At 68.0% G+C, this 19,753-nt stretch carries 20 protein-coding genes; 12 read left to right on the top strand and 8 right to left on the bottom strand.

The window, feature by feature from the left end:
- Position 1: 1 nt before the first annotated feature.
- The gene (locus tag CDO44_RS01575; protein ID WP_087778366.1) at positions 2 to 1,474 is read left to right on the top strand and encodes an aldehyde dehydrogenase family protein; all 1,473 of its coding nucleotides are present in this window, start codon (positions 2 to 4) and stop codon (positions 1,472 to 1,474) included.
- Here the strand turns inward: CDO44_RS01575 and CDO44_RS01570 are convergent, their stop codons facing one another.
- Both CDO44_RS01570 and CDO44_RS01565 read right to left on the bottom strand, forming a co-directional pair.
- Positions 1,475 to 1,765, bottom strand: coding sequence for an acylphosphatase (locus CDO44_RS01570; protein ID WP_087778365.1), 291 nt, complete (start codon positions 1,763 to 1,765; stop codon positions 1,475 to 1,477).
- On the bottom strand, positions 1,749 to 2,654 hold the full coding sequence (locus tag CDO44_RS01565; RefSeq protein WP_087778364.1) for a LysR family transcriptional regulator: 906 nt from the start codon (positions 2,652 to 2,654) through the stop codon (positions 1,749 to 1,751). The genes CDO44_RS01570 and CDO44_RS01565 overlap by 17 nt, the downstream gene beginning before the upstream one ends.
- Before the next feature lie 119 nt (positions 2,655 to 2,773).
- Here CDO44_RS01565 and CDO44_RS01560 point away from each other — a divergent pair, with 119 nt between their 5' ends.
- Both CDO44_RS01560 and CDO44_RS01555 read left to right on the top strand, forming a co-directional pair.
- Positions 2,774 to 3,979 carry an MFS transporter gene (locus CDO44_RS01560; protein WP_087778363.1) on the top strand — a complete coding sequence of 402 codons (1,206 nt, stop codon included), beginning with the start codon at positions 2,774 to 2,776 and terminating at the stop codon, positions 3,977 to 3,979.
- 83 nt (positions 3,980 to 4,062) lie between these two features.
- The gene (locus CDO44_RS01555) at positions 4,063 to 4,722 is read left to right on the top strand and encodes a bifunctional 4-hydroxy-2-oxoglutarate aldolase/2-dehydro-3-deoxy-phosphogluconate aldolase (RefSeq protein ID WP_087778362.1); all 660 of its coding nucleotides are present in this window, start codon (positions 4,063 to 4,065) and stop codon (positions 4,720 to 4,722) included.
- 72 nt (positions 4,723 to 4,794) lie between these two features.
- On the opposite strand, the gene CDO44_RS01550 is transcribed toward CDO44_RS01555, so the two are convergent.
- Positions 4,795 to 6,699, bottom strand: coding sequence for an ABC transporter ATP-binding protein/permease (locus tag CDO44_RS01550; RefSeq protein WP_087778431.1), 1,905 nt, complete (start codon positions 6,697 to 6,699; stop codon positions 4,795 to 4,797).
- Positions 6,700 to 6,820: 121 nt separating this feature from the next.
- Between CDO44_RS01550 and CDO44_RS01545 the strand changes: the two genes are divergently transcribed.
- The 4 genes from CDO44_RS01545 to CDO44_RS01530 are packed head-to-tail and all read left to right on the top strand — an operon-like array spanning position 6,821 to position 10,980.
- Complete coding sequence (locus CDO44_RS01545) at positions 6,821 to 7,837, top strand: tripartite tricarboxylate transporter substrate binding protein (protein WP_087778361.1); 1,017 nt, start codon at positions 6,821 to 6,823, stop codon at positions 7,835 to 7,837.
- A gap of 10 nt (positions 7,838 to 7,847) precedes the next feature.
- The gene (locus tag CDO44_RS01540) at positions 7,848 to 8,816 is read left to right on the top strand and encodes a TAXI family TRAP transporter solute-binding subunit (RefSeq protein WP_087778360.1); all 969 of its coding nucleotides are present in this window, start codon (positions 7,848 to 7,850) and stop codon (positions 8,814 to 8,816) included.
- Between the two features lie 54 nt (positions 8,817 to 8,870).
- Complete coding sequence (locus CDO44_RS01535; RefSeq protein ID WP_087778430.1) at positions 8,871 to 9,857, top strand: hypothetical protein; 987 nt, start codon at positions 8,871 to 8,873, stop codon at positions 9,855 to 9,857.
- A gap of 13 nt (positions 9,858 to 9,870) precedes the next feature.
- On the top strand, positions 9,871 to 10,980 hold the full coding sequence (locus CDO44_RS01530; RefSeq protein WP_087778359.1) for a zinc-binding dehydrogenase: 1,110 nt from the start codon (positions 9,871 to 9,873) through the stop codon (positions 10,978 to 10,980).
- Positions 10,981 to 10,986: 6 nt separating this feature from the next.
- Here CDO44_RS01530 and CDO44_RS01525 read toward each other — a convergent pair whose 3' ends face one another.
- The 3 genes from CDO44_RS01525 to CDO44_RS01515 form a co-directional block, all read right to left on the bottom strand.
- On the bottom strand, positions 10,987 to 11,889 hold the full coding sequence (locus CDO44_RS01525) for a LysR family transcriptional regulator (protein ID WP_087778358.1): 903 nt from the start codon (positions 11,887 to 11,889) through the stop codon (positions 10,987 to 10,989).
- Between the two features lie 5 nt (positions 11,890 to 11,894).
- Entirely contained in the window at positions 11,895 to 12,299 is a 405-nt protein-coding gene (locus CDO44_RS01520; RefSeq protein ID WP_087778357.1) for a DoxX family protein, read from the bottom strand.
- 237 nt (positions 12,300 to 12,536) lie between these two features.
- A complete protein-coding gene (locus tag CDO44_RS01515) occupies positions 12,537 to 13,346 on the bottom strand; it encodes a class III extradiol ring-cleavage dioxygenase (RefSeq protein WP_087778356.1) in 810 nt (269 codons plus the stop codon).
- A 394-nt stretch (positions 13,347 to 13,740) separates the two neighbouring features.
- On the opposite strand from CDO44_RS01515, the gene CDO44_RS01510 reads away from it, so the two are divergent.
- Together CDO44_RS01510 and CDO44_RS01505 are read left to right on the top strand one after the other, a co-directional pair.
- Positions 13,741 to 14,217, top strand: coding sequence for an MBL fold metallo-hydrolase (locus CDO44_RS01510; protein WP_233146003.1), 477 nt, complete (start codon positions 13,741 to 13,743; stop codon positions 14,215 to 14,217).
- 56 nt (positions 14,218 to 14,273) lie between these two features.
- Complete coding sequence (locus CDO44_RS01505) at positions 14,274 to 15,254, top strand: tripartite tricarboxylate transporter substrate binding protein (protein WP_233145989.1); 981 nt, start codon at positions 14,274 to 14,276, stop codon at positions 15,252 to 15,254.
- 143 nt (positions 15,255 to 15,397) lie between these two features.
- Here CDO44_RS01505 and CDO44_RS01500 read toward each other — a convergent pair whose 3' ends face one another.
- Entirely contained in the window at positions 15,398 to 16,177 is a 780-nt protein-coding gene (locus CDO44_RS01500) for a helix-turn-helix domain-containing protein (RefSeq protein WP_087778355.1), read from the bottom strand.
- Between the two features lie 110 nt (positions 16,178 to 16,287).
- Here CDO44_RS01500 and CDO44_RS01495 point away from each other — a divergent pair, with 110 nt between their 5' ends.
- The 3 genes from CDO44_RS01495 to queC all read left to right on the top strand — a co-directional run bounded on the left by CDO44_RS01495 (position 16,288) and on the right by queC (position 18,534).
- Entirely contained in the window at positions 16,288 to 17,520 is a 1,233-nt protein-coding gene (locus CDO44_RS01495) for an MFS transporter (RefSeq protein WP_087778354.1), read from the top strand.
- Positions 17,521 to 17,662: 142 nt separating this feature from the next.
- Positions 17,663 to 17,824 carry a DUF6726 family protein gene (locus CDO44_RS27765; protein ID WP_198951267.1) on the top strand — a complete coding sequence of 54 codons (162 nt, stop codon included), beginning with the start codon at positions 17,663 to 17,665 and terminating at the stop codon, positions 17,822 to 17,824.
- Entirely contained in the window at positions 17,824 to 18,534 is a 711-nt protein-coding gene (gene queC, locus CDO44_RS01490) for a 7-cyano-7-deazaguanine synthase QueC (RefSeq protein WP_087778353.1), read from the top strand. Before CDO44_RS27765 ends, queC begins: the two co-directional genes overlap by 1 nt.
- A 188-nt stretch (positions 18,535 to 18,722) precedes the next feature.
- Here the strand turns inward: queC and CDO44_RS01485 are convergent, their stop codons facing one another.
- Positions 18,723 to 19,697, bottom strand: a complete 975-nt coding sequence (locus tag CDO44_RS01485) for a D-2-hydroxyacid dehydrogenase (protein WP_233145988.1) — start codon at positions 19,695 to 19,697, stop codon at positions 18,723 to 18,725.
- Positions 19,698 to 19,753 lie beyond the last annotated feature (56 nt).

Raw genomic sequence — 19,753 nt, 5'->3', positions numbered from 1 at the left:
CATGCGTGCTCATGAAATCCCGGAGGGCATTCTTCCCGCCCAGCGCAGCCTGTATTATGGCGGTGCCTGGCATGCGCCCCGGTCCGGCGAATATGCCGACACCATCAATCCCGCCTACGACGAACCCATTACCCAGGCGCCGGTGGCGGGCGCGGCCGACGTGGACGCCGCGGTGCGCGCCGCCCATGCGGCTTTCCCCGCCTGGGCCAGCACGCCGCCGGCCCGCCGTGCCGACTACCTGCGCCGCGCCGCCGCGGTGCTGCGCGAGCATGCATTGCCGCTGGCGCAGCTCGACTCCCTCAACAACGGCAACCCGGTTTCCATCCTGCTCCACGACGCCGGCTTCGCTGCCGATGGCCTGGAGTATTTCGCCGGCCTCGCCACGGAGGTGAAAGGCGAGACCATTCCCATGGGGGACGGCAATCTCAACTACACCGTGCAGGAACCCATGGGGGTGATCGCGCGCATCGTCGCCTACAACCATCCGCTGATGTTCGCCGCGCTGCGCATCGCCGCGCCGCTCGCGGCCGGCAACACCGTCGTGGTCAAGGCGCCCGACCAGGCGCCGCTGTCCATCATCCGGCTGGCCGAACTGATCGGCGACATCTTCCCGCCCGGCGTGGTGAACTTCCTGTGCGGCGGCCGGGAGTGCGGCGATGCGATGTCGCGGCATCCGCTGGTCCGCAAGATCACGCTCATCGGCGGCGTGCCGACGGGCAAGGCCGTCATGGAAACCGCGGCCAAGGATCTCAAGCCGGTGTTGCTGGAGCTGGGCGGCAAGAATGCGCTGATAGCCTATCCGGATGCCGACCTCGACAAGCTGGCGCAAGGCATCATCGGCGGCATGAACTTCACCTGGTCGGGCCAGAGCTGCGGTTCCACCAGCCGGGTTTTCCTGCACGAGTCCATCCACGACCAGGTGCTCGACGCGGTGGCGACCTTGCTGCCGCAGCGCCACAAGCCCGGCATCCCGACCGATCCGGCAACCACCATGGGTTCCTTGGTGAGCCGGGCGCAATTGCAGAAGGTCGAGGGGTTCGTCGCCTCCGCGCTGGAGGAGGGCGCGCGGCTGGTATGCGGCGGCAAGCGGCCGGCCGATCCGGCACTGGCCCGTGGCTTCTTCTTCGAGCCCACAGTTTTCGCCGACGTGCAGCCGCACATGCGGCTGGCGCGCGAAGAAGTGTTCGGCCCCATCCTGTCCGTCTTCAAGTGGCGCGACGAGGATACGCTGTTCGAGCAGGTGAACGGCGTGGAGTTCGGGCTGACGGGGTCGATCTGGACACGCGACCTGAACACCGCGCACCGGGCCGCCCGGCGCATCGCCACCGGCTACGTCTGGATCAACAACACCAGCCAGCACTTCCTGGGCGCGCCGTTCGGCGGCGTCAAGCAGTCGGGCATCGGCCGCGAGGAATGCTTTGCCGAGCTGCTCGAGTTCACTTATACGAAGAACGTGAACGTCAAGCTCGGCTGATCACTGCTGCTCGAAGCGGGCGAACCTGCGGTCGATGAACTGGCGTTCGCTCGTGAGCTCGTCCACGCGCGCCTGGGGCGGGCCCTGGCGCATCCATTCGAGCATCTGGTCGACCTGGTCGGGCGTGCCCTGCACGAGCGCCTCGACCGAGCCGTCGTCATTGTTGCGTACCCAGCCGCCCACGCCCACCATATGGGCGCGGCGCACCGTGGCCAGGCGGTAGCCCACACCCTGGACTTTGCCGGTGACGCGGACGATGACGGTTTCCAGGGGTCTATCGAGTTCTTGCATGGTCGGTATCGGTATGGCTTGGAAAATGGCTCTCGAGCAACGCGAGGAAGGCTGCCGCCGCGGGACTCGGTGTGCTCGACCAGATGGCATAGACGCGGCGCCGAGGAGCGTCGGTGATCGGCACGCTCGGCAAGCCGCCGGCCTGCGCGGCCAGCGAACTCGGCACCAGCCCTAGCGCCAGTCCCTTGCGGACGATCTGCCGCAGCAGGTCGATATGGTCGACCTCGAAATTCACGCGCCGTTCGATCCGGGCGGCGCCGAAGGCTTCGTCGGTCTGTCGCCGCGCGCTGCTTCCCGCATAGAAGTCTACCAGCGGAAACCGGGCCAGTTCGGCCAGCGCGATCGATCTGCGCCCAACGTGCGGATGCCGCGGCGGCAGCAACGCCATCAGCTTTTCCTCCGCCAGCAGACGCGACTGCACCGCAGGGAGCCGCGCGCTCGGCCACAGGCCGATGAAGCCGAAATCGGCGCGGCCTTCGCGCACATTGTCGAGCAGGGCTTCGCTCATGCCTACGTTCAGCCGGATGTCCACTTGGGGATGGCGGGCATGGAATTTCGCCAGGACGTCCACCAGGTCGATGGCGGTCAGGGTCGAGATCGTACCCACCGACAGCGTGCCCCGGATCTCGCCTTGCGCGGCCGCCACTTCCGCGGCGATGCGGCCGGTGGCGTCCAGGGCGCGCCGGGCCGCCGCCAGAAAGGCTTCGCCCGCGCGAGTCAGGCGCACGCTGCGCGAGGTCCGTTCGAACAGCCGCGCATCCAATTCTTCTTCGAGCCTGGCGATCTGGTGGCTCAACGCGGACTGCACCGTGTGGCAACGGTGAGCCGCCCGAGTGAAGCTGCCTTCCTCGGCCACCGCGATGGCATATTCGATCTGCCTGAGATTCATCGCATCGCCCTGCCGTCCGCCGATCTATCTTGAAAAAAGATGAAAAGAATGAAAATTATGCATTGGATTCATGGATGGCCGGTGCGAAATAATGCAGGGCAAGGAGCCGTCCATCCGCAATGAACACGAATACCGCATCTTCGGGCAACCTCAACCCCGGCCTCGTCTGGCTGATGTCCATCGCCACCGGCGTGACCGTGGCAGCCAATTACTACGCCCAGCCCCTGCTGCACGTCATCGCCGGCGATCTAGGCCTGTCGGTGCCGGCGGCGGGTTCCATCGTGACGGCGGCGCAGGTCAGCTATGCCGTCGGGCTGTTCTTCCTGGTCCCGCTGGGGGACCTGTTCGACCGGCGCAACCTGATCTTCGTCATGACGCTGCTGGCGGCGGCCGGGCTGTGCGCCAGCGCCATGGCGGACAGCCTCCCGGTCCTGCTGGCGGGGACCGCCGTGGCGGGATTGTTCTCGGTCGTGGCCCAGGTGCTGGTGCCTTTCGGCGCGACGCTCGCCGCGCCGCACGAGCGCGGCAAGGTCGTCGGCACGCTGATGAGCGGCCTGTTGCTGGGCATCCTGCTGGCGCGTACCTTCGCCGGCACGCTGGCCTCGATGGGAAGCTGGCGCGCGGTGTACTGGTTCGCCGCGGTGCTGATGGCGATCCTGGCGTTCGTGATGCGCCGGGCGCTGCCCCACCATCCGGTGCAGGCGGCCGGCATGCCTTACGGGCGGCTGATCGCCTCCATCGCCGCCTTGTTCGCCCAGGAACCGGTGCTGCGCACGCGGGCGCTGCTCGGCGCCTTTACCTTCGCGGGTTTCGCGATGCTGTGGACGTCGCTCGCCTTCCTGCTGTCCGCGCCGCCCTTCGAGTATTCGACCTTCACCATCGGGCTGTTCGGCCTGGCGGGCGCGGCGGGCGCCCTTGCCGCGGCGCGCGTGGGCCGGCTGGCCGACCGCGGCAAGGGCGAGGTGGCGACCCGCTACGGCCTGGCCATCATGCTCGCATCATGGCTCCCGCTCGCGCTCGCCAAGGTGTCGGTGCTGCTGCTGGTGGCCGGCGTGATCCTGCTCGACCTGGCCGCGCAGGCCGTGCACATCAGCAACCAGAACGCCATCTACCGGATCCGTCCCGAGGCGCGCAGCCGGCTGACGGCGGCTTATATGACGAGTTATTTCATCGGCGGTTCGGCCGGATCGCTGGTTTCGGCGTGGGCCTACGCGCATGGGGGGTGGTACGCGGTGACCGGCGCGGGGGCGTGCATGGGCCTGGTGTGCATGCTGGTGTGGAAAGCCCGGCCGCCCATCGCGACGACCGCGTCGGCCCGGGGATGAGCCGTCGTGTTGCCGCCTTTTACAGGACGTCGCCGGACGCCGTGTTAGCCTCCTGACTATAAGTGAGTGACCGGACCACCACGATGAACGATCCCGTTCCCCAACAGCGCTGGGCGGTGCTGCGCTCGGCCCGACTGATTCCCGTGCTGCGCTACCAGGATGCCGCCACCGCCCTCTATGCCGCCCAGGTCGCGCTGCGCGCGGGTTGCCGCGGCATAGAGCTGACCTGGACCATACCCGACGTGCTGGGGGTGCTGCGCTCGGTACGCGCCGATGCCGAGCTCGCGGGCCGTGCCGATGTCCTGGTCGGCGTCGGCACGGTGCTGGATGCCGAGCAGGCCCGCGCCGCCCTCGAAGCCGGTGCCGATTTCCTGGTCTCGCCGGGCGTCGTGCCGCCGCTGGTCGAGCTGGCGCGCGCCGCCGGCGCATTGAGCATGCTGGGTGCGTTCACGCCCACGGAGATCATCGCGGCCCGTGCGGCGGGCGCGGACGTGGTCAAGATCTTTCCGGCCGATACGGGTGGGCCGGGCCACCTGGCGGCGCTCAAGGCGGTGTTCCGCGACACGCTGTTCTGCCCTACCGGCGGGGTGACCCGCGACAACATGGCCGCTTATTTCCGCGCCGGCGCCGACATCGTCGGCATGGGCAGCAACCTGTTCGACAAGCAGAAGCTCGCGGCGCGCGACACCGATGCGCTGGTGGCGGCGCTGCGGGCGACGCTGGACGACGCCGCCGCGGCCTGACGGTGCCGCGCAGGTCGGCTGGAAGGGCCCCGCTCCCCGGATTGCATCCCGCCCGCTACGCGTAACGACCCTTCAGGACGTCTCTACGGCCGCCCGGTAGGGCTTGAGTTCCTCCCCATCGCCCGCGCTTTCCTGCTGCCGCTTCCACATGGCGGCATAGGCGCCGTTCAGCGTCAGCAACTGGTGGTGGCGGCCCCGCTCCACCACCTTCCCGCCATCCAGCACGATGATCTCGTCCGCATCGATGATGGTCGACAGCCGGTGCGCGATGGTAAGCGTGGTGCGCCCCTTGCTGACCTCCCGCAGGTTGGTCTGGATCTCGCGCTCGGTGTGGGTGTCCAGCGCGCTCGTGGCTTCGTCGAAAACCAATACCGCAGGCCGCTTGAGGATGGTGCGGGCGATCGCGACGCGCTGCTTCTCGCCTCCCGATAATTTCAGCCCGCGTTCACCCACCACGGTCTGGTAGCCGTCCGGCATGGCCAGGATGAACTCGTGGATGTGCGCGAGCCGCGCGGCTTCCTCGACCTCCGCCTGCGTGGCACCGGGCCGTCCGTAGGCAATGTTGTAGTAGATGGTGTCGTTGAACAGCACCGTGTCCTGCGGCACGATGCCGATGGCCGCGCGCAGGCTGGCCTGGGTGACCTCGCGGATGTCCTGGCCGTCGATCAGGATGGCGCCCTCGTTCACGTCGTAGAAGCGGAACAGCAGGCGGCTCAGCGTCGACTTGCCCGCGCCAGAGGAACCGACCACCGCTATCGTCTTGCCGGCCGGAATGGTGAAACTGACATCCTTCAGGATCAGGCGGCGGGGATCGTAGCCGAACACCACGTGGCGGAACTCCACCGTGGCGCCGCCTACCTGCAGCGCCGGCGCGCCGGGCCGGTCGGCGACCTCGCGGTCCTCGGACAGCAGTTCGAACATGCGATCCATGTCGATCAGCGACTGCTTGATTTCGCGATAGACGAAGCCGAAGAAATTGAGCGGCTGGTAGAGTTGCAGCAGGTAGGCGTTGACCAGCACGAAGTCGCCGATGCTCAGCCGCCCGGCGACGATGCCGCGCGCCGCCATCCACATCACCACGGTCAGGCCGACCGAGATGATGGCGGCCTGCCCGATGTTGAGCAGCGACAGGCTAACCTGGCTCTTGACCGCCGCACGCTCATAGCGGTCCAGGGCATGATCGTAGCGCCGCGCCTCGTGTTCCTCGTTGCCGAAGTACTTGACGGTCTCGTAGTTGAGCAGGCTGTCGATGGCCTTGGTATTGGCCTCGGAATCCGTCTCGTTCATCTGGCGCCGGAACTTCGTGCGCCATTCGGTGATGACGAGGGTGTAGGCGATGTACAGCGTGACAGTGACGAAGGTCGCCAGCGCGAACCATACGTCGAACATGCGCCACAGGATGATGGTCACCAGGCCGATCTCGAACAGCGTGGGCAGCACATTGAACAGCATGTAGGACAGCAGCGTATCGATGGCCTTGGTGCCGCGTTCGATGGAGCGCGTGAGGCCGCCCGTCTGCCGCGCCAGATGGAAGCGCAGCGCCAGCGCGTGCAGGTGCCGGAAGACCTGCAGCCCGACTACTCTGATGGCGTGTTGGGCCACGCGCGCGAATACCGCATCGCGCAGTTCCGAGAACACCAGCGTCAGGACGCGCGCGCCGCCGTACGCCAGGATCATGCCGATCGGGATGGCGAGCGCGGCGCCGGCGGTGCCTCCCAGCGTATCGACCGCGGACTTGTAGAAAATGGGAACGTAGACGTTGGCGACCTTGGCGGCGATCAGCAGGGCCACGGCCGCCACGATGCGCAGCCGCAGGTTGGGGGCGTGGGCCGGCCACAAATAGGGCAGGAGCGTGCGCAGGGTGGCGAAGCCGCCGCCGGGGCGGCGCAGGGGAGCAGAGTTGTTCAAAGCGCGTTTCCAGGATGCGTTAGCGGAAACGATACGCCTGTTCGGATATCCAGGCTCGTTTACCCCCATGGAATCCTCCGGCATCGGCATCTCCGGGCGTCTCAACTGTTGAGAATTCTGTTTGACCTCTTCTTGCCGGCATCACAGTATTCGCACAACAACCTACCCGGAACGAGAGGGGGAGACAGTCATGAAACCGAACATTCCGAGCGCCGGTCCGCGCCGGCGCGCAAGCTTCGCGCGCACCTGCCTGCCGGCGCTCGCCTGCGTCGCGTCGATCCTGGCCGGCGCCGGGCCGGCGGCCGCCGAGCCGTTCGACGGCGGGCGCGTCACCATCGTGGTTTCCGGCCGGGCCGGCAGCTCGTTCGACAACGCCGCGCGGCTGGTGGCCGAGCCGCTCTCCAAGGAATGGGGCGTGCCGGTGGTGGTGGACAACCGCGCCGGCGCATCCGGCCTCATCGGCGCGGCCCATGTCGCCAAGGCGCCGCCGGATGGCCGCACCATGCTGCTGGGCACGACCCCCTTCGTGCAGGCACCGCACTTGTTGCGCAGCGCCCGCTACGACCCGGTATCGAGCTTCGCGCCGGTCGCGCAGCTTTTCAACGCCCAGCTGTGGCTGGGGGTGAACGCGGGGCTGCCGGCCAAGACCGTCAAGGAATTCGCCGCGTACGCGGCGAAGCCCGGTTCGACGCTGTCGTTCTCCAGTCCCGGTCAGGGCTCGACCCCCCACTTGAACATGGTCATCCTGATGAAGCAGGCCGGCATCGACATGCTGCACGTTCCCTATATCGGCATCCCGCCGGCCGTGATGGACGTGGCGGCGGGCCGCATCTCCAGCGTGTTCGCCTCGTATTCCGATCTGCTGCCGCACGTGCAGGCGGGCACCATGCGCATTCTTGCCAGCACCGGATCGGCCCGCTCGCCCATCAGTCCGGACATTCCGACCATGAAAGAGTCGGGCTACGGCGGCTTCGAGGTGGTGGGATTCGGCGGCCTGCTGGTGCCGGCCGGCACGCCGCCGGCGCTGACGGCCAAGATGGCCGCCTCGGTGCAGAAGGTGCTGGCGCGCCCCGAGATCAGGACCCGCCTCCTGGAGCTGGGTTTCGAGCCGGTGGACAGCAACCAGCAGGCCTTCGCGGCGCTGGTGCGCGAGCAGAACGCGTTCTGGGCCAAGGTGATCCAGGACGCCAACGTCAAGGTCGAATAGGGGATCCGCCATGCAACCCGCTCTATCCCGCTCCTACCACCTGCGCTTCGTCGGCGACTGGGGGCAGGCGAATTTCCACCGCATCTGCTCCTGGTTGTGCGAGGAGTTCTGCAAGCGCACCGGTCCCAAGAGCCGGGTGGCCATCTGGAGCATCCGTGGGGGCGGCATCGAAGCCATCGACCTGGTTCAGGACGGCGAGGTCGATCTGTGCCTGGTGACGCCGGCCATGCTGATGCCGGCGGCGCTGACCGGCCAAGGCATCTTCCAGGGCCGTGCCGCGCCCAACCTGCGCTCGCTGGCCGTGCTGCCGCAGAACGACCGCATGGTGCTGGCGCTCAAGCCCGAGCTCGGCATTCGTTCGTTCGAGGAGCTGCGCCGCCGCAAGCCGGCCCTGCGCATCGCGACCTCGCGCAACGACGGCACCAATTTCATCGGCTATGTGGCCCGTCTTTTCATGCAGGCGCACGGCATCGACGAGGCGACCTTGTCCGCCTGGGGCGGCGCCTACGTCGAGGACACCAACCCGCGGGACAGCCTGGCGCGCATGGAAGCAGGGGAGGTGGACGCCGTCCTGCAGGAAGCCATCATGACACCCTGGTGGGCGCAGATCGTGGAGTCCGGCCAGGCGGTGCCGCTGGCGGCGGAGGCCGGCGCGCTGGCGCGGCTGCGCGAGGCGCACGGTTTTCCGGCGAATCGGCTGCCGGCCGGATACTGGAAGAATCTCGAGACGCCGCTCGATGCCCTCGACTTCTCGGACTTCCTGGTGCTGGTGCGCGACGACATGGACGAGGAGGTGGCCCATCTGCTGACCTGGTGCCTGGTGGAGACGCGCGCGGCCATCGAACGCCAGTACCGCCACCTGCCGGCGCAGCGCAGTCCGCTGTCGTATCCGCTCGAGCCCGCCAGAATGGCTCGTCCGCCCATCGCGCTGCACGCGGGCGCGCAGCGCTACTACCGCGAGGCAGGCCTTTTGGCCTGAATCCCTGCAGCGGCGGGCATGCCGCGCATGGATGGCAGAAACGAGGAGACCGCCGTGCCTGAAGTCCACGAATACCTGGACGCCTTCCCATTCGATGCGCCGCCGCGCAAGCTGCGGCGGCGCGAGGAACTGCTGTTGGCCGAGCCCTTGCCCGGCCGCGGGCGTCCTCCCCGCGACTATCCGCCGATCGAGGCGGTGCATTTCCCGCCCGACTACGTCGACCAGCCGTTCGTGCCGCCGCGCGGCGTCTACGAGAGCGCGGCGGTGCGCATCGAATGGCAGACGATGAATGCGCGCCAGCCTTTCTACCATCGCAATTGCGGGGTGGACGAGATCTCGTTCCAGGTCTGCGGCGAGCGCACCATCATGACCGAGCTCGGCAGCGTCGACGTGGCGCCGGGCGAGTTCGCGCTGCTGCCCGACGGCGTGGCCCACGATAACTATGGCCGCCGCGACGTCCATCTGCTGTTCTACGTTCCTGGCCCGGTCGAGCGCCTGGGGCCCGTGGACCGGCGCTCGGAAGCCCGGATTCCGCCGTTTCCAGGCTGGGCGCCGGCGCCTATCAACGAACTGGTCACCGAGGGCGTGGCCGGCCCCGGCCAGGATGTCGCCCTCGCGCCGGTCGACGAGCAATTGCTGCTGGCCCATGCCGACGAGACCGAAGACCGGCTGGAAGTGCTGCGGCCCGACGGCGACGCCGCCGCTACCGTGTGGCTGTACCGCAGCCCCGAGATCATGATCGGGCAGACGACCGCCGATGCCTCGACCGGGCACGCCTATCGCCGGCTGCGCAACGCGGAAGAGATCCAGTACCAGGTGTCGGGCACGCGCACCCTCGTGACCCAGCGCGGCGTGCTGCACCTCGAGCCCGGCGACTTTGTCCGGATTCCCCGCGCGGTGGCCTTTGCCAGTATCCATGCGGCGCCCAGCACGCACTTGTCGCTGGTTTCCGCCCGCCCCATTCCGCAGGTGGCCAAGGCCGCGCGGCAGGCCGCCCGGCTGACCCCCGAAGACATCGACGCGCTGCGTCGCCAGCCATGAAGAAGGTAGCGATATGACCACCATGCTTGCCGCCCGGGCCCACCGGGGCGCGACTGAACTGAGCCTCGAACGGTTGCCGGTACCGGAACCCGGCCCGGAGGACGTCGTGGTCAAGGTGATGTCCGCCGGCATCGCCCCCGGCATGATGAAGCTGCTCGAACGCGGCCGCTTCAAGCATCTTCCTTCCACGCCCGGCCATGAGATTGCCGGCGTGGTGGTGGCGGCCGGCGCCCAGGCCGCCGGCGCGCTGGTCGGCCGCCGGGTGCGCGTGCATCCCATGCTGTCGTGCGGTCAGTGTGTCTACTGCCGCACCGATCGCCAGCAGCTGTGCGCCGAAACCGGCATGATCGGCCACGCCGCCTTCGGCACCGGCAAGATGGAGTTGTACGCGCGTTATCACGAGGGCGGGCTGGCAGAGTACGCGCGCGTGCCCGCGTGGCTGGTCGACGTCCTGCCCGACAACGTGAACTTCGACGTGGGCGCGAAGGTGCACGACCTGGCCAATGCGGTGCGTGCGCTCAAGTGCGCCGCGATTCCCGAGCCCGGGCGCCTCGTCATCACCGCCGCCACCGGCACCATGGGCACCGCGAGCATCAAGCTCGCCAGGTTCTACGGCGCGCGCCAGCTCGTGCTGGTGGCGCGATCGCGCGAACGGCTGGAGGCGCTCCGGCCGCTGGCGGGCGACCTGCCGGTCGAACTGCTCGCGCTGGAGGAATTGGAAGCCGACTGGGCGGACAACCAGGGGCTCACCCGCCGGCTGCGCGAGCTGCTGCCCGATGGCGCGGACGCGGTGCTGGACTACTTTCCCGGCGGACCCGGCACGGTGCAGGCGGTGCGCGCGCTGGCGCTGGGCGGCACGCTGGTCCACATGGGAGGCAGCACCGCGCCGCTGGCCATGCCCATTGCCGAGATCATGCAGAAATGCTGGCGGATCGTCGGCACCCGCGCCTGCACCCGGTCGGATACCGATGCGGTGCTGGAACTGCTGGGTTCGGGCAGGCTCGGCGCGGACGAGCTGATTACGCACCATTTCCCGCTTGCCGAGGTGAACCGGGCCCTGCAGGTGATGCTCGATCGCAGCGAGCCGATATGGATGGCGGTGGTGCACCCGGCCCACGGCTGAGACCGTCTAGGGACGGGATTCCGTGGAGGCCTGGCCGAAGGCCGCGCTGAAGAAATCGATGAAGGTGCGCACCTTGGGCGTCAGGAATTTGCGGCTGGTATAGGCGGCATACAGCGTCACGGACGGAGGGCGGTATGCCGGCAGCAGCCGGACCAGCGCGCCGCTGGCGAGGTCGTCGGCGATGAGCCACTCGGGCAGGTAGCCCGGACCTATGCCGGCCAGCAGGCTGTGGCGCGCCAGGGAAGAATCGTCCGTCTTCAAGGCGACGGGCATGCGCAGCGTGGCCGGGCCTTGCGGCCCATGCAGGCGGATCTCTTCCGGCCGCCTGATATAGGCAGGCAGCACCGCGGGGCGGTCGGCCAGTTCGGCCGGGGTGTCGATACGGTGCCGGGCGGCGTAATCGCGCGACGCCACCAGCGCGAAGGGAACCTCGCACAGGGGCCGCGCGATGAGGGAGGGCGCGTTCTGGGTCGCGGCACGCAAGGCGAGGTCGAAGCCTTCCTCGGCCAGGTCTACCTTGTAGTTGCTCAGGCGCAGGTCGATGGCCACGCGGGGGTAGCGTTCGCGATAGCAGGCGAGCATGCCGGCGAAGCGGCGGTTGGCGCACCAGACGGGCGCGGTGATCTTCAATTGCCCCCGCGGTTCGGCGTGGCTGTCCTGCAGGGTGGCTTCGGCGGTGTCCAGGAGGTCCAGCGCTTCGCAGCACTGCTCGAAATAGACTTGTCCCGCCTCGGTGGGACTGACGTGCCGGCTGGTGCGGTTGAGCAGCCGCGCCCCCAGGCTGCGTTCCAGGTGGGCAAGATGCTTGCTCGCCATGGCGGGCGAGATACCCATCTGCGCCGCCGCCCGCGCGAAGCTGCCCGCCTCGACCACGAGGCGGAACACCTTCATGCTGACCAGGGTATCCAAGCCTCTCAGGCCTTGCCGCGCGCCGCGTCGATGCTGAACGCGCCGGCCCCGGCCACGGCGAAGAACAGGAACACGAAGCAATACAGCACCGCCGGCTCGCCGCCGTTCTGCAAGGGGCTGAGGAAAGCCTTGGGCGCATGGGCCATGAAATAGGCCACCGCCATGAAGCCCGACAGGATGAACGCCACCGGCCGGGTGAACAGGCCCAGGATCATCAGCAGGCCCCCGGCGATCTCCAGCACCCCCGCCAATCCCATGAGCGAGAACAGCTGTATTCCCTGGAAGCCCAGCGAGGGAATATCGAAGAACTTCGCCGTGCCGTGCTGCATGAACACGTAGGCGACGACGATGCGCATCAGCGCTTGCGCGCGGGGAGCCCAGACGGCGAAGAAGTCATTGGAAGTCTGCATTTTTTCTTTCCTTGAGATGAACATGGCGAGCGGTAGACAAAGAACAACGGCACAACAACAAGAATTCTTGCCCTTCCAAGCGTGGCCCAGCGTCGCCGCGACGCATGAGCTTCCCTCCAGGACGCCACTCCCCGCCAGCCCGGTGGTACCCCAGGGCGCCGCGGATCCGGCTTTGCCGGTCCGCCAGCGCCGCCCCCTGGAGGGGGAGCGGCCGCAGGCCGCCGGGGGGTGGGCTCCCTACCCGAACCGGCTCGCGGAAACGACGACGTTCATGACCTCGTCCTGGAAAACGCGGCGGCCAGGATCGTCGCCGGCCGCGCCCGCGGCCACCATCAACGGCAGTAAATGATCCGGCCGTGGTTGCGCGACGCGCGCATCCGGGGCCTGTTGCCAGTTTTCCAGCGCCTGCTCGCGCGCCGGGCGCGGCAGGGCCACGGTTTCGGCCAGCCAGTCGTCGAAGCGCTGCGAAGCAGGATGGAAGGCCGGCGAGAACCCGCGCATGTTGTGAAAGCTCATGCCGCTGCCCACGATCAGCACGCCCTCGTCGCGCAGCGGCGCAAGCGCCCGCCCCGCGGCCAGATGCTCTTGGGGATCCAGGCCCGTCTTCATCGACAACTGGACGATGGGCACGTCGGCATCGGGAAAGATCAGCTTGAATGGTACGAACACCCCATGGTCCAGGCCCCTCGTGGCGTCCGCGCCGGAACCGATGCCGGCTTCGCCCAGCAGCGCCTGGACGCGGGCGGCCAGCGCGGGCGAGCCCGGGGCGGGGTATTCGAGGCGGTAGGTGTGCTCGGGAAAACCGTAGTAGTCGAACAGCAGCGGCGGATTGGGGCCGGCGTTGACGGTGAAGGCTTCTTCTTCCCAGTGGCCCGAGACGACCAGCACCGCCTTGGGACGCACTTGCGCCGACGCGGCAAGCCCTTTCAGGAATGCGGCCATGCGGTCCCACATGCCGGGGTTGCCGGGCCATTCCATGAAGAAGCAGGGGCCCCCTCCATGTGGAATGAAGAAGGTGGGCAGACGATGGGCGCTGGACGCGGACATGGCGGACTCCTATAGCTCTCCGGGCAATATAGGCGCGTACTGTCAGGCAATCAATCGTCAAAAATGGAAGGGTTCGTTTCCTGTCTGTTGATAATTCCTCGTGCAGGATCGGCCGCTGGCGGCCGGGGTCCTTCACTCCCGTTCCGCCTGTTCTTCCAGCCCGGCGGCCTCGTCCCGTACGGCCTGCAGGAGCATCGGTAGTCACCGGATGCCTACACTGGCCTCGTCCAATCCCCGAAACGCGAGGCCTTGATGAAGATCACGATGCTGGGTACCGGCGCCGCCCTTCCCGATCCCGACCGCGGCCAGTCCGCGATCCTGCTCACGCTGGACGACGACCGGCACTACCTGTTCGACTGCGGCGAAGGCGCGACCCGGCAGATGGTGCGTGCCAATGTGGACCCGGCCAAGGTGGGTTTCGGTCGACTGGGTCGAGCACATCCCGCGCGACATCTGCGAATGCTTCGGGGTACGCGTCGAGGCCGAGGGCAAGGTCATCGCGTTCAGCGGCGACACCGCGCCGTGCGAGGCCATGGTTCGGCTGGCCCAGGATGCCGACCTGCTGATCCATGAGTGCACCTTCCCCGAATCCTTCATCGCCCACCGCGCCAAGACCGGCGTCGGGACCTATGCCCACACCAGCCCGACGGATCTGGGCAAGATCGCCCGCCGGGCCAAGGTGAAGAGCCTGGTGGCGACCCACTTCGGCCATTTCGATTCCACCAGCCCCGTGCTCAGGCGCGCCGCCGCCAAGCACCTGCCGGTGGAGCTGATGGGCCCGCACCTGATGGACGAAATCGTGGCCGACATACGCAAGAACTACGACGGCCCGCTGCGCCTGGCCCATGACCTGATGCGCATCGACCTGTAGCGCCACGCCGCCGCGCCGGCGACAGATCCGGCGCATCGCTTGAAGGAGGGCATGCCGTGACCGATACCGTTCGCCGCCGCGCCGCGCTGTTCGCCGCCGGCCTCCTGATCTGTCTTGCCGCCGCCGCGCGGGCGGGCTATCCCGACCGGCCCATACGCATCGTGCTGCCCTACGCGCCCGGGGCGGCGGGCGACATCGCCATCCGCCAGGTGCAGCCGTTGCTGGAGAAGCGCCTGGGCCAGCCCCTGGTCATCGATTACCGTACCGGCGCGGGCGGCAACATCGGCGTGCAGGACGTGGTGCGCGCCAAGCCCGATGGCTATACGCTGGTGCTGGGCGCGACCAACAACTTCGTCATCAACCAGTTCCTGTACCGCAAACTGGGGTTCGATCCGCTGCAGGACCTGGCCATGGTGGGCAAGCTGGCCGACGTGCCCGCCTTCATCTACATCAGCGCGGCCGTGCCGGCCGAGGACTACGCGGGCTTCGCCCGGTACGCGCGGGAGCACGCGGGCAAGCTGAACTACGGCTCCCCGGGAGCGGGCACCACGCCGCACCTGTCGGCCTACATGCTGAGCGAGGCCATGCACGCGAACATGACCCACATTCCCTACCGCGGTTCGTCGCTGGGCGTGCAGGCCCTGCTGGCCAACGAGATCCAGCTCTACATCGGCGGCTACAGCATCGCCGCCGCATACATGCCCCAAGGCCGCGTGCGCGCGCTGGCCGTCGCCTCCTCCAGCCGCTATCCGGGCCTGAAGGAGGTGCCCACCGCAGCCGAGGCCGGCATGCCGGACGTCGTGCTCAGCAACTGGTGGGGGCTGGCGGCGCCCAAGGGCACCGATCCGGCAATCCTCGAGGCGCTATCGCAGGCGCTGAACGAGGTCCTGGCCACACCCCAGGTACGCGAGGCCTTTGCCCAGGGCGGTTTCGTGCCGGGCAAGGGCTCGCCCGCCGGGTTCGCGGCGGAACTGCGCGAGGAGGCGCGCCGCTGGCGGGAGATCGTGCAGAAGTCCGGCGTGATGCTGGACAACTGACGCCATGGCGCGCGAGACACCCTTGCTGTTGCTGCATGGCTTCGGCGCGTCCTCGGCCATCTGGCGGCCGACTGCGGCGGCGCTGGGGGAGCGCCGCCGCGTGGCTTTCGACTGGCCCATTTCCTGGACGGGCCGCCGGCCGCCTATTGATCGAAGAACGCGCTGGGCGCCACGCCGAACTGCCGCTTGAACATCGTGGAGAACGCGCTGGGACTGGCGTAGCCCAGCTCCAGGGCAACGTCGAGGATCTTGGCGCCTTCGGCCAGGCGTTCCAGCGCTTCCAGCAGCCGTGCCTGCTGGCGCCATTGGCCGAAAGTCATGCCGGTTTCGCGCACGAAAAGACGGTGTACGGTCTTGGCATCCACTCCCAGGCGGCCGGCCCATCCCTGGATGGTGGTCTTGTCGTCGGGAGCGGCGACGATGGCTTCGCATACCGCTTGCAGGCGCGCATCGGCGGGCCGGGGCAGGCGCAGCGGAAGCATGGGCAGCTGCCGCAGCTCGTCCAGCAGCAGCCGCATGACGCGGCCGTCGCGCGTGTCGTCGTCGTAGGGACCCTGGATGTCGATGGCCGCCAGGATCAGCTCGCGCAGCAGCGGCGAAATGGCCATCACCGAACAGTGGCTGGGCAGGTGGCGGGCCGCGTCGGGATGGATGTAGGCGGTGCGCATGCGCACCTCGCCCACCATGCGCAATTCATGGTGGACCGAGGGGGGCATCCACAGCCCCCGGGTGGGCGGCACCACCCACCGCCCCATTTCGGTGTGGGCGACCATGACGCCGTACAAGGCATAGACCAGCTGTCCCGAGGGGTGCCGGTGCGGACCCGTGCGATAGCCCGGCGGGAAGTCCTTTGCCATGGCCGTGACCGGCCGCTCGCGGCGGTCGTAATCGTGGTAGTCGGGAAAAGGGCGGGATTTGTCCATTTCTAGAAGGGCCGTGCCTTATTTTCGCAAGACAGACGGAATCCGGACAGGTACGCTTACGAAAATACGTAAAAACCCTGAGCCCGCTGTCGGGCAACCCTAGAGACATCATGCAAAGCGTCAACCCTGCCCAAGTTCCGTCCGCCCAGGCGGAGCGCACCGGCTTCAAGATACTGGGCGCGATCAGCTTCTCGCACTTCCTGAACGACATGCTGCAATCGCTGATCCTGGCAGTCTACCCGCTGCTGAAAAGCGAATTCGCGCTCACCTTCACCCAGATCGGCCTGATCACGCTGCTCTACCAGCTCACGGCATCGCTGCTGCAGCCGCTGGTGGGCCTGTACACCGACCGCAATCCCAAGCCCTATTCGCTGCCCATCGGCATGGCGTGCAGCCTGGCCGGGATCGTGCTGCTGGCCTTCGCGCCCAATTACGCCACGCTGCTGGTGGCCGCGGCGCTGCTGGGCACCGGGTCGTCCATTTTCCACCCGGAATCCTCCCGCGTCGCGCGCCTGGTATCGGGCGGCCGCCATGGCCTGGCGCAATCCATCTTCCAGGTGGGCGGCAACGCCGGCAGCGCCATGGGGCCGCTGCTGGCCGCCTGGTTCATCATCCCGCGTGGCCAGGACAGCCTGGCATGGTTCGCCCTGGCCGCGCTGCTGGCCATGGTCGTGCTCTACCAGGTCGGCGCCTGGTACAAGCGGCAGCACCTGTCCGGCCCGCGCAAGGCCCGGCCGGCTCCGCCCCCATCCTCGCTCAGCCGCGGGGCGGTCACGGGCTCGATGGCCATCCTGCTGACGCTGCTGTTCTCCAAGTACTTCTACATGGCGAGCTTCACCAGCTACTACACCTTCTACCTGATGCATCGCTTCGGCGTATCGGTGCAGAATGCGCAGATGCACCTGTTCGGCTTCCTCATCGCCGTGGCCCTGGGCACGATACTGGGCGGCCCCATCGGCGACCGCATCGGGCGCAAGAAGGTGATCTGGGGCTCCATCCTGGGCGTGGCGCCATTCGCGCTCGCGTTGCCCTACGTGGACTTGGCGTGGACCGGCATCCTGAGCTTCGTCATCGGCCTGATCCTGGCCTCGGCCTTCTCTGCGATCCTGGTGTTCGCCCAGGAGCTGATGCCCGGCAAGGTGGGCACGGTGTCGGGCCTCTTCTTCGGGTTCGCCTTCGGCATGGGCGGCCTGGGCGCCGCGGTGCTGGGCAAGGTGGCCGACGTGACCAGCATCGAGTATGTGTATCACCTCTGCTCGTTCCTGCCGCTGCTGGGCCTGTTGACCGCGTTCCTCCCCGACCTTGGGCGGCCGCGCGCCAAGCAGGCGCTGGCCAAGGCCTGAACAGGCGCGATGCCGGGCGGCGGCCGGCGCCTCGCTCCCGGCCTGCGTCAATTGGATGAGACGCAGGCCAGGGGCTCGAACCGCGCCATCTTATAGTGCTACCCTGGCGCCAGCGCCTTCGATTCTCCTGCCAGGGTTTTTCATGAAAAGTCTTCTGCTTGCCATGGCCTTCGCGGTCACGCTGAACGGCTGCGGCGTGGTGGCCGCGCCGTGCCGCGTGGCTTCCGCCGGCCTCAAGATCGTGCCCGTCGTGGGCGACATTGCCGCCGCGCCCACCGACGCTTGCGCCGCGGTGATCGACTGATGGACTCCCGCAAGGCCCTCGTCCTGTTCTCCGGCGGACAGGACTCCACGACCTGCCTCGCGTGGGCGCTGGACCGCTATGCGGCGGTCGAAACCGTGGGCTTCGACTACGGCCAGCGTCATCGCGTGGAGCTCGAGGCCCGCCGGAACGTGCTGCGCGAAATGCGCGCCCGCTTTCCCGCGTGGGCATCCCGGCTGGGCGAAGACCATGCCGTCGACCTGTCGGTGCTGGGCGCCATCAGCGACACCGCGCTCACGCGCGAGACCGAGATCCGGCTGACCGACGCCGGGCTGCCCAATACCTTCGTCCCGGGGCGCAACCTGGTCTTCCTCACCATGGCATCGGCGCTGGCCTATCGCCGCGGGCTCGACGTGGTGGTGGGCGGCATGTGCGAAACCGACTTCTCCGGCTACCCCGATTGCCGCGACGATACGGTCAAGGCGCTGCAGGTGGCGGTATCGCTGGGCATGGGGCAGCGCTTCACCTTCGAGACCCCGCTGATGTGGCTGGACAAGGCGCAGACCTGGCAACTGGCTTTCGACCTTGGGGGCGGTGCGCTGGTCGACATCGTGGCCGAGCACAGCCATACCTGCTACCTCGGCGATCGCAGCAAGCGCTTCGAATGGGGCTACGGATGCGGCGCCTGCCCGGCTTGCGAGCTGCGGGCTGCGGGGTATGGCCGCTGGCGGCAGGCGCCGGGCGGCATGTAGGGCCGCCTTGGCCGCTATTCGCCGAAGACCTGGGACAGGGTGGCGGCATCCAGCATGTTGACGGCCCAGGTCTGCAGTTCGGCGTCCGAAGCGTCGCGCGGACGTTGGACCGCGGCATTGGGCAGAGGGCCGAAGCGGCGAGTCGGGAGGCGTTCGAGCAGAGCCGACCGAGAGAGGCGTGGTGCCGCCTACTTCGGCTGCACCACGTTGCGCGGCTTGCCCGCGACGAAGGCTTCCAGGTTGTCCACCAACTGGTCGGCCAGCCTCTGCATCGCTTCCTGGCTTGCCCAGGCGACGTGCGGCGTCAGGATGAAATTGGGCTGCTTGACGTGCAACAGAGGATTGGTGTCGGCCGGAGGTTCGCCGTCCAGCACGTCGAAGCCCGCGCCGGCGATGGTGCCGTCGCGCAGGGCATCGGCCAGCGCCGCTTCGTTCACCAGTCCGCCGCGCGCAGTGTTGATCAGCAGCGCGGTCCGCTTCATGGAGGCGAGCTGCTCGCGGTCGATCATGTTGCGCGTGGCCGGACTCAGCGGCAGGTGCAGCGTGACGACGTCGGAGGTCCGCAGCAGTTCGGGCAGCGGCAGGTTCACGATGCCGGGTTCATCCACCGGCGAGCGGCTGGACACGCAGATCTCCATGCCGAAGGCGCGCCCCAGTGCCGCCACCGAGCGCCCCAGCGCGCCATAGCCCACGATGCCGAGCCGGCTGTCGGCCAGGTCGCGGATGGGGTAGTCGAGGAAACAGAACTGTTGCGACCGCTGCCATTTGCCGGCTTCGACGTCGGCCGCGTAGGCGCGCAGGTTCCGCCGCAGGGCCAGGATGAGCGCGAAGGTGTGCTCCGGAAGCGAGGCCGTCGCGTAGTTGCGGATGTTCGAGACCACGATGCCGCGTTCCTGGCAGGCGGCAAGATCGATGATGTCGGTGCCCGTCGCGGCTACGGCGATCATCTTCAACTGCGGCAGCCGGTCCAGTTCGGCCCGGCGCAGCGGTATCTTGTTGGTGACCGCGATGGATGCGTCCCCAAGCCGGTCCACGACTTCTTCCCGTGAAGTGATGTCGTGGTCGACCCATGTATGCGGAAAGGCAGGCGGCCGGATGGTGGCCTGCAGGCTGGCCCGGTCCAGGAAGACGATCTTGTGCGCGGACGACATGATGGTGGGCATTCTCGGATTTGCGCTTCGGAGGCGGAAGGGGCGGCCGCCCTTCCGGTCTTGCGTCA

The organism is Pigmentiphaga sp. NML080357 (genome assembly GCF_002188465.1).
In the GTDB taxonomy this organism is placed as follows: Bacteria; Pseudomonadota; Gammaproteobacteria; order Burkholderiales; family Burkholderiaceae_B; genus Pigmentiphaga.
Note: the sequence above shows the minus strand (reverse complement) of the source record. Positions and strands in the feature narration are given on the sequence as shown.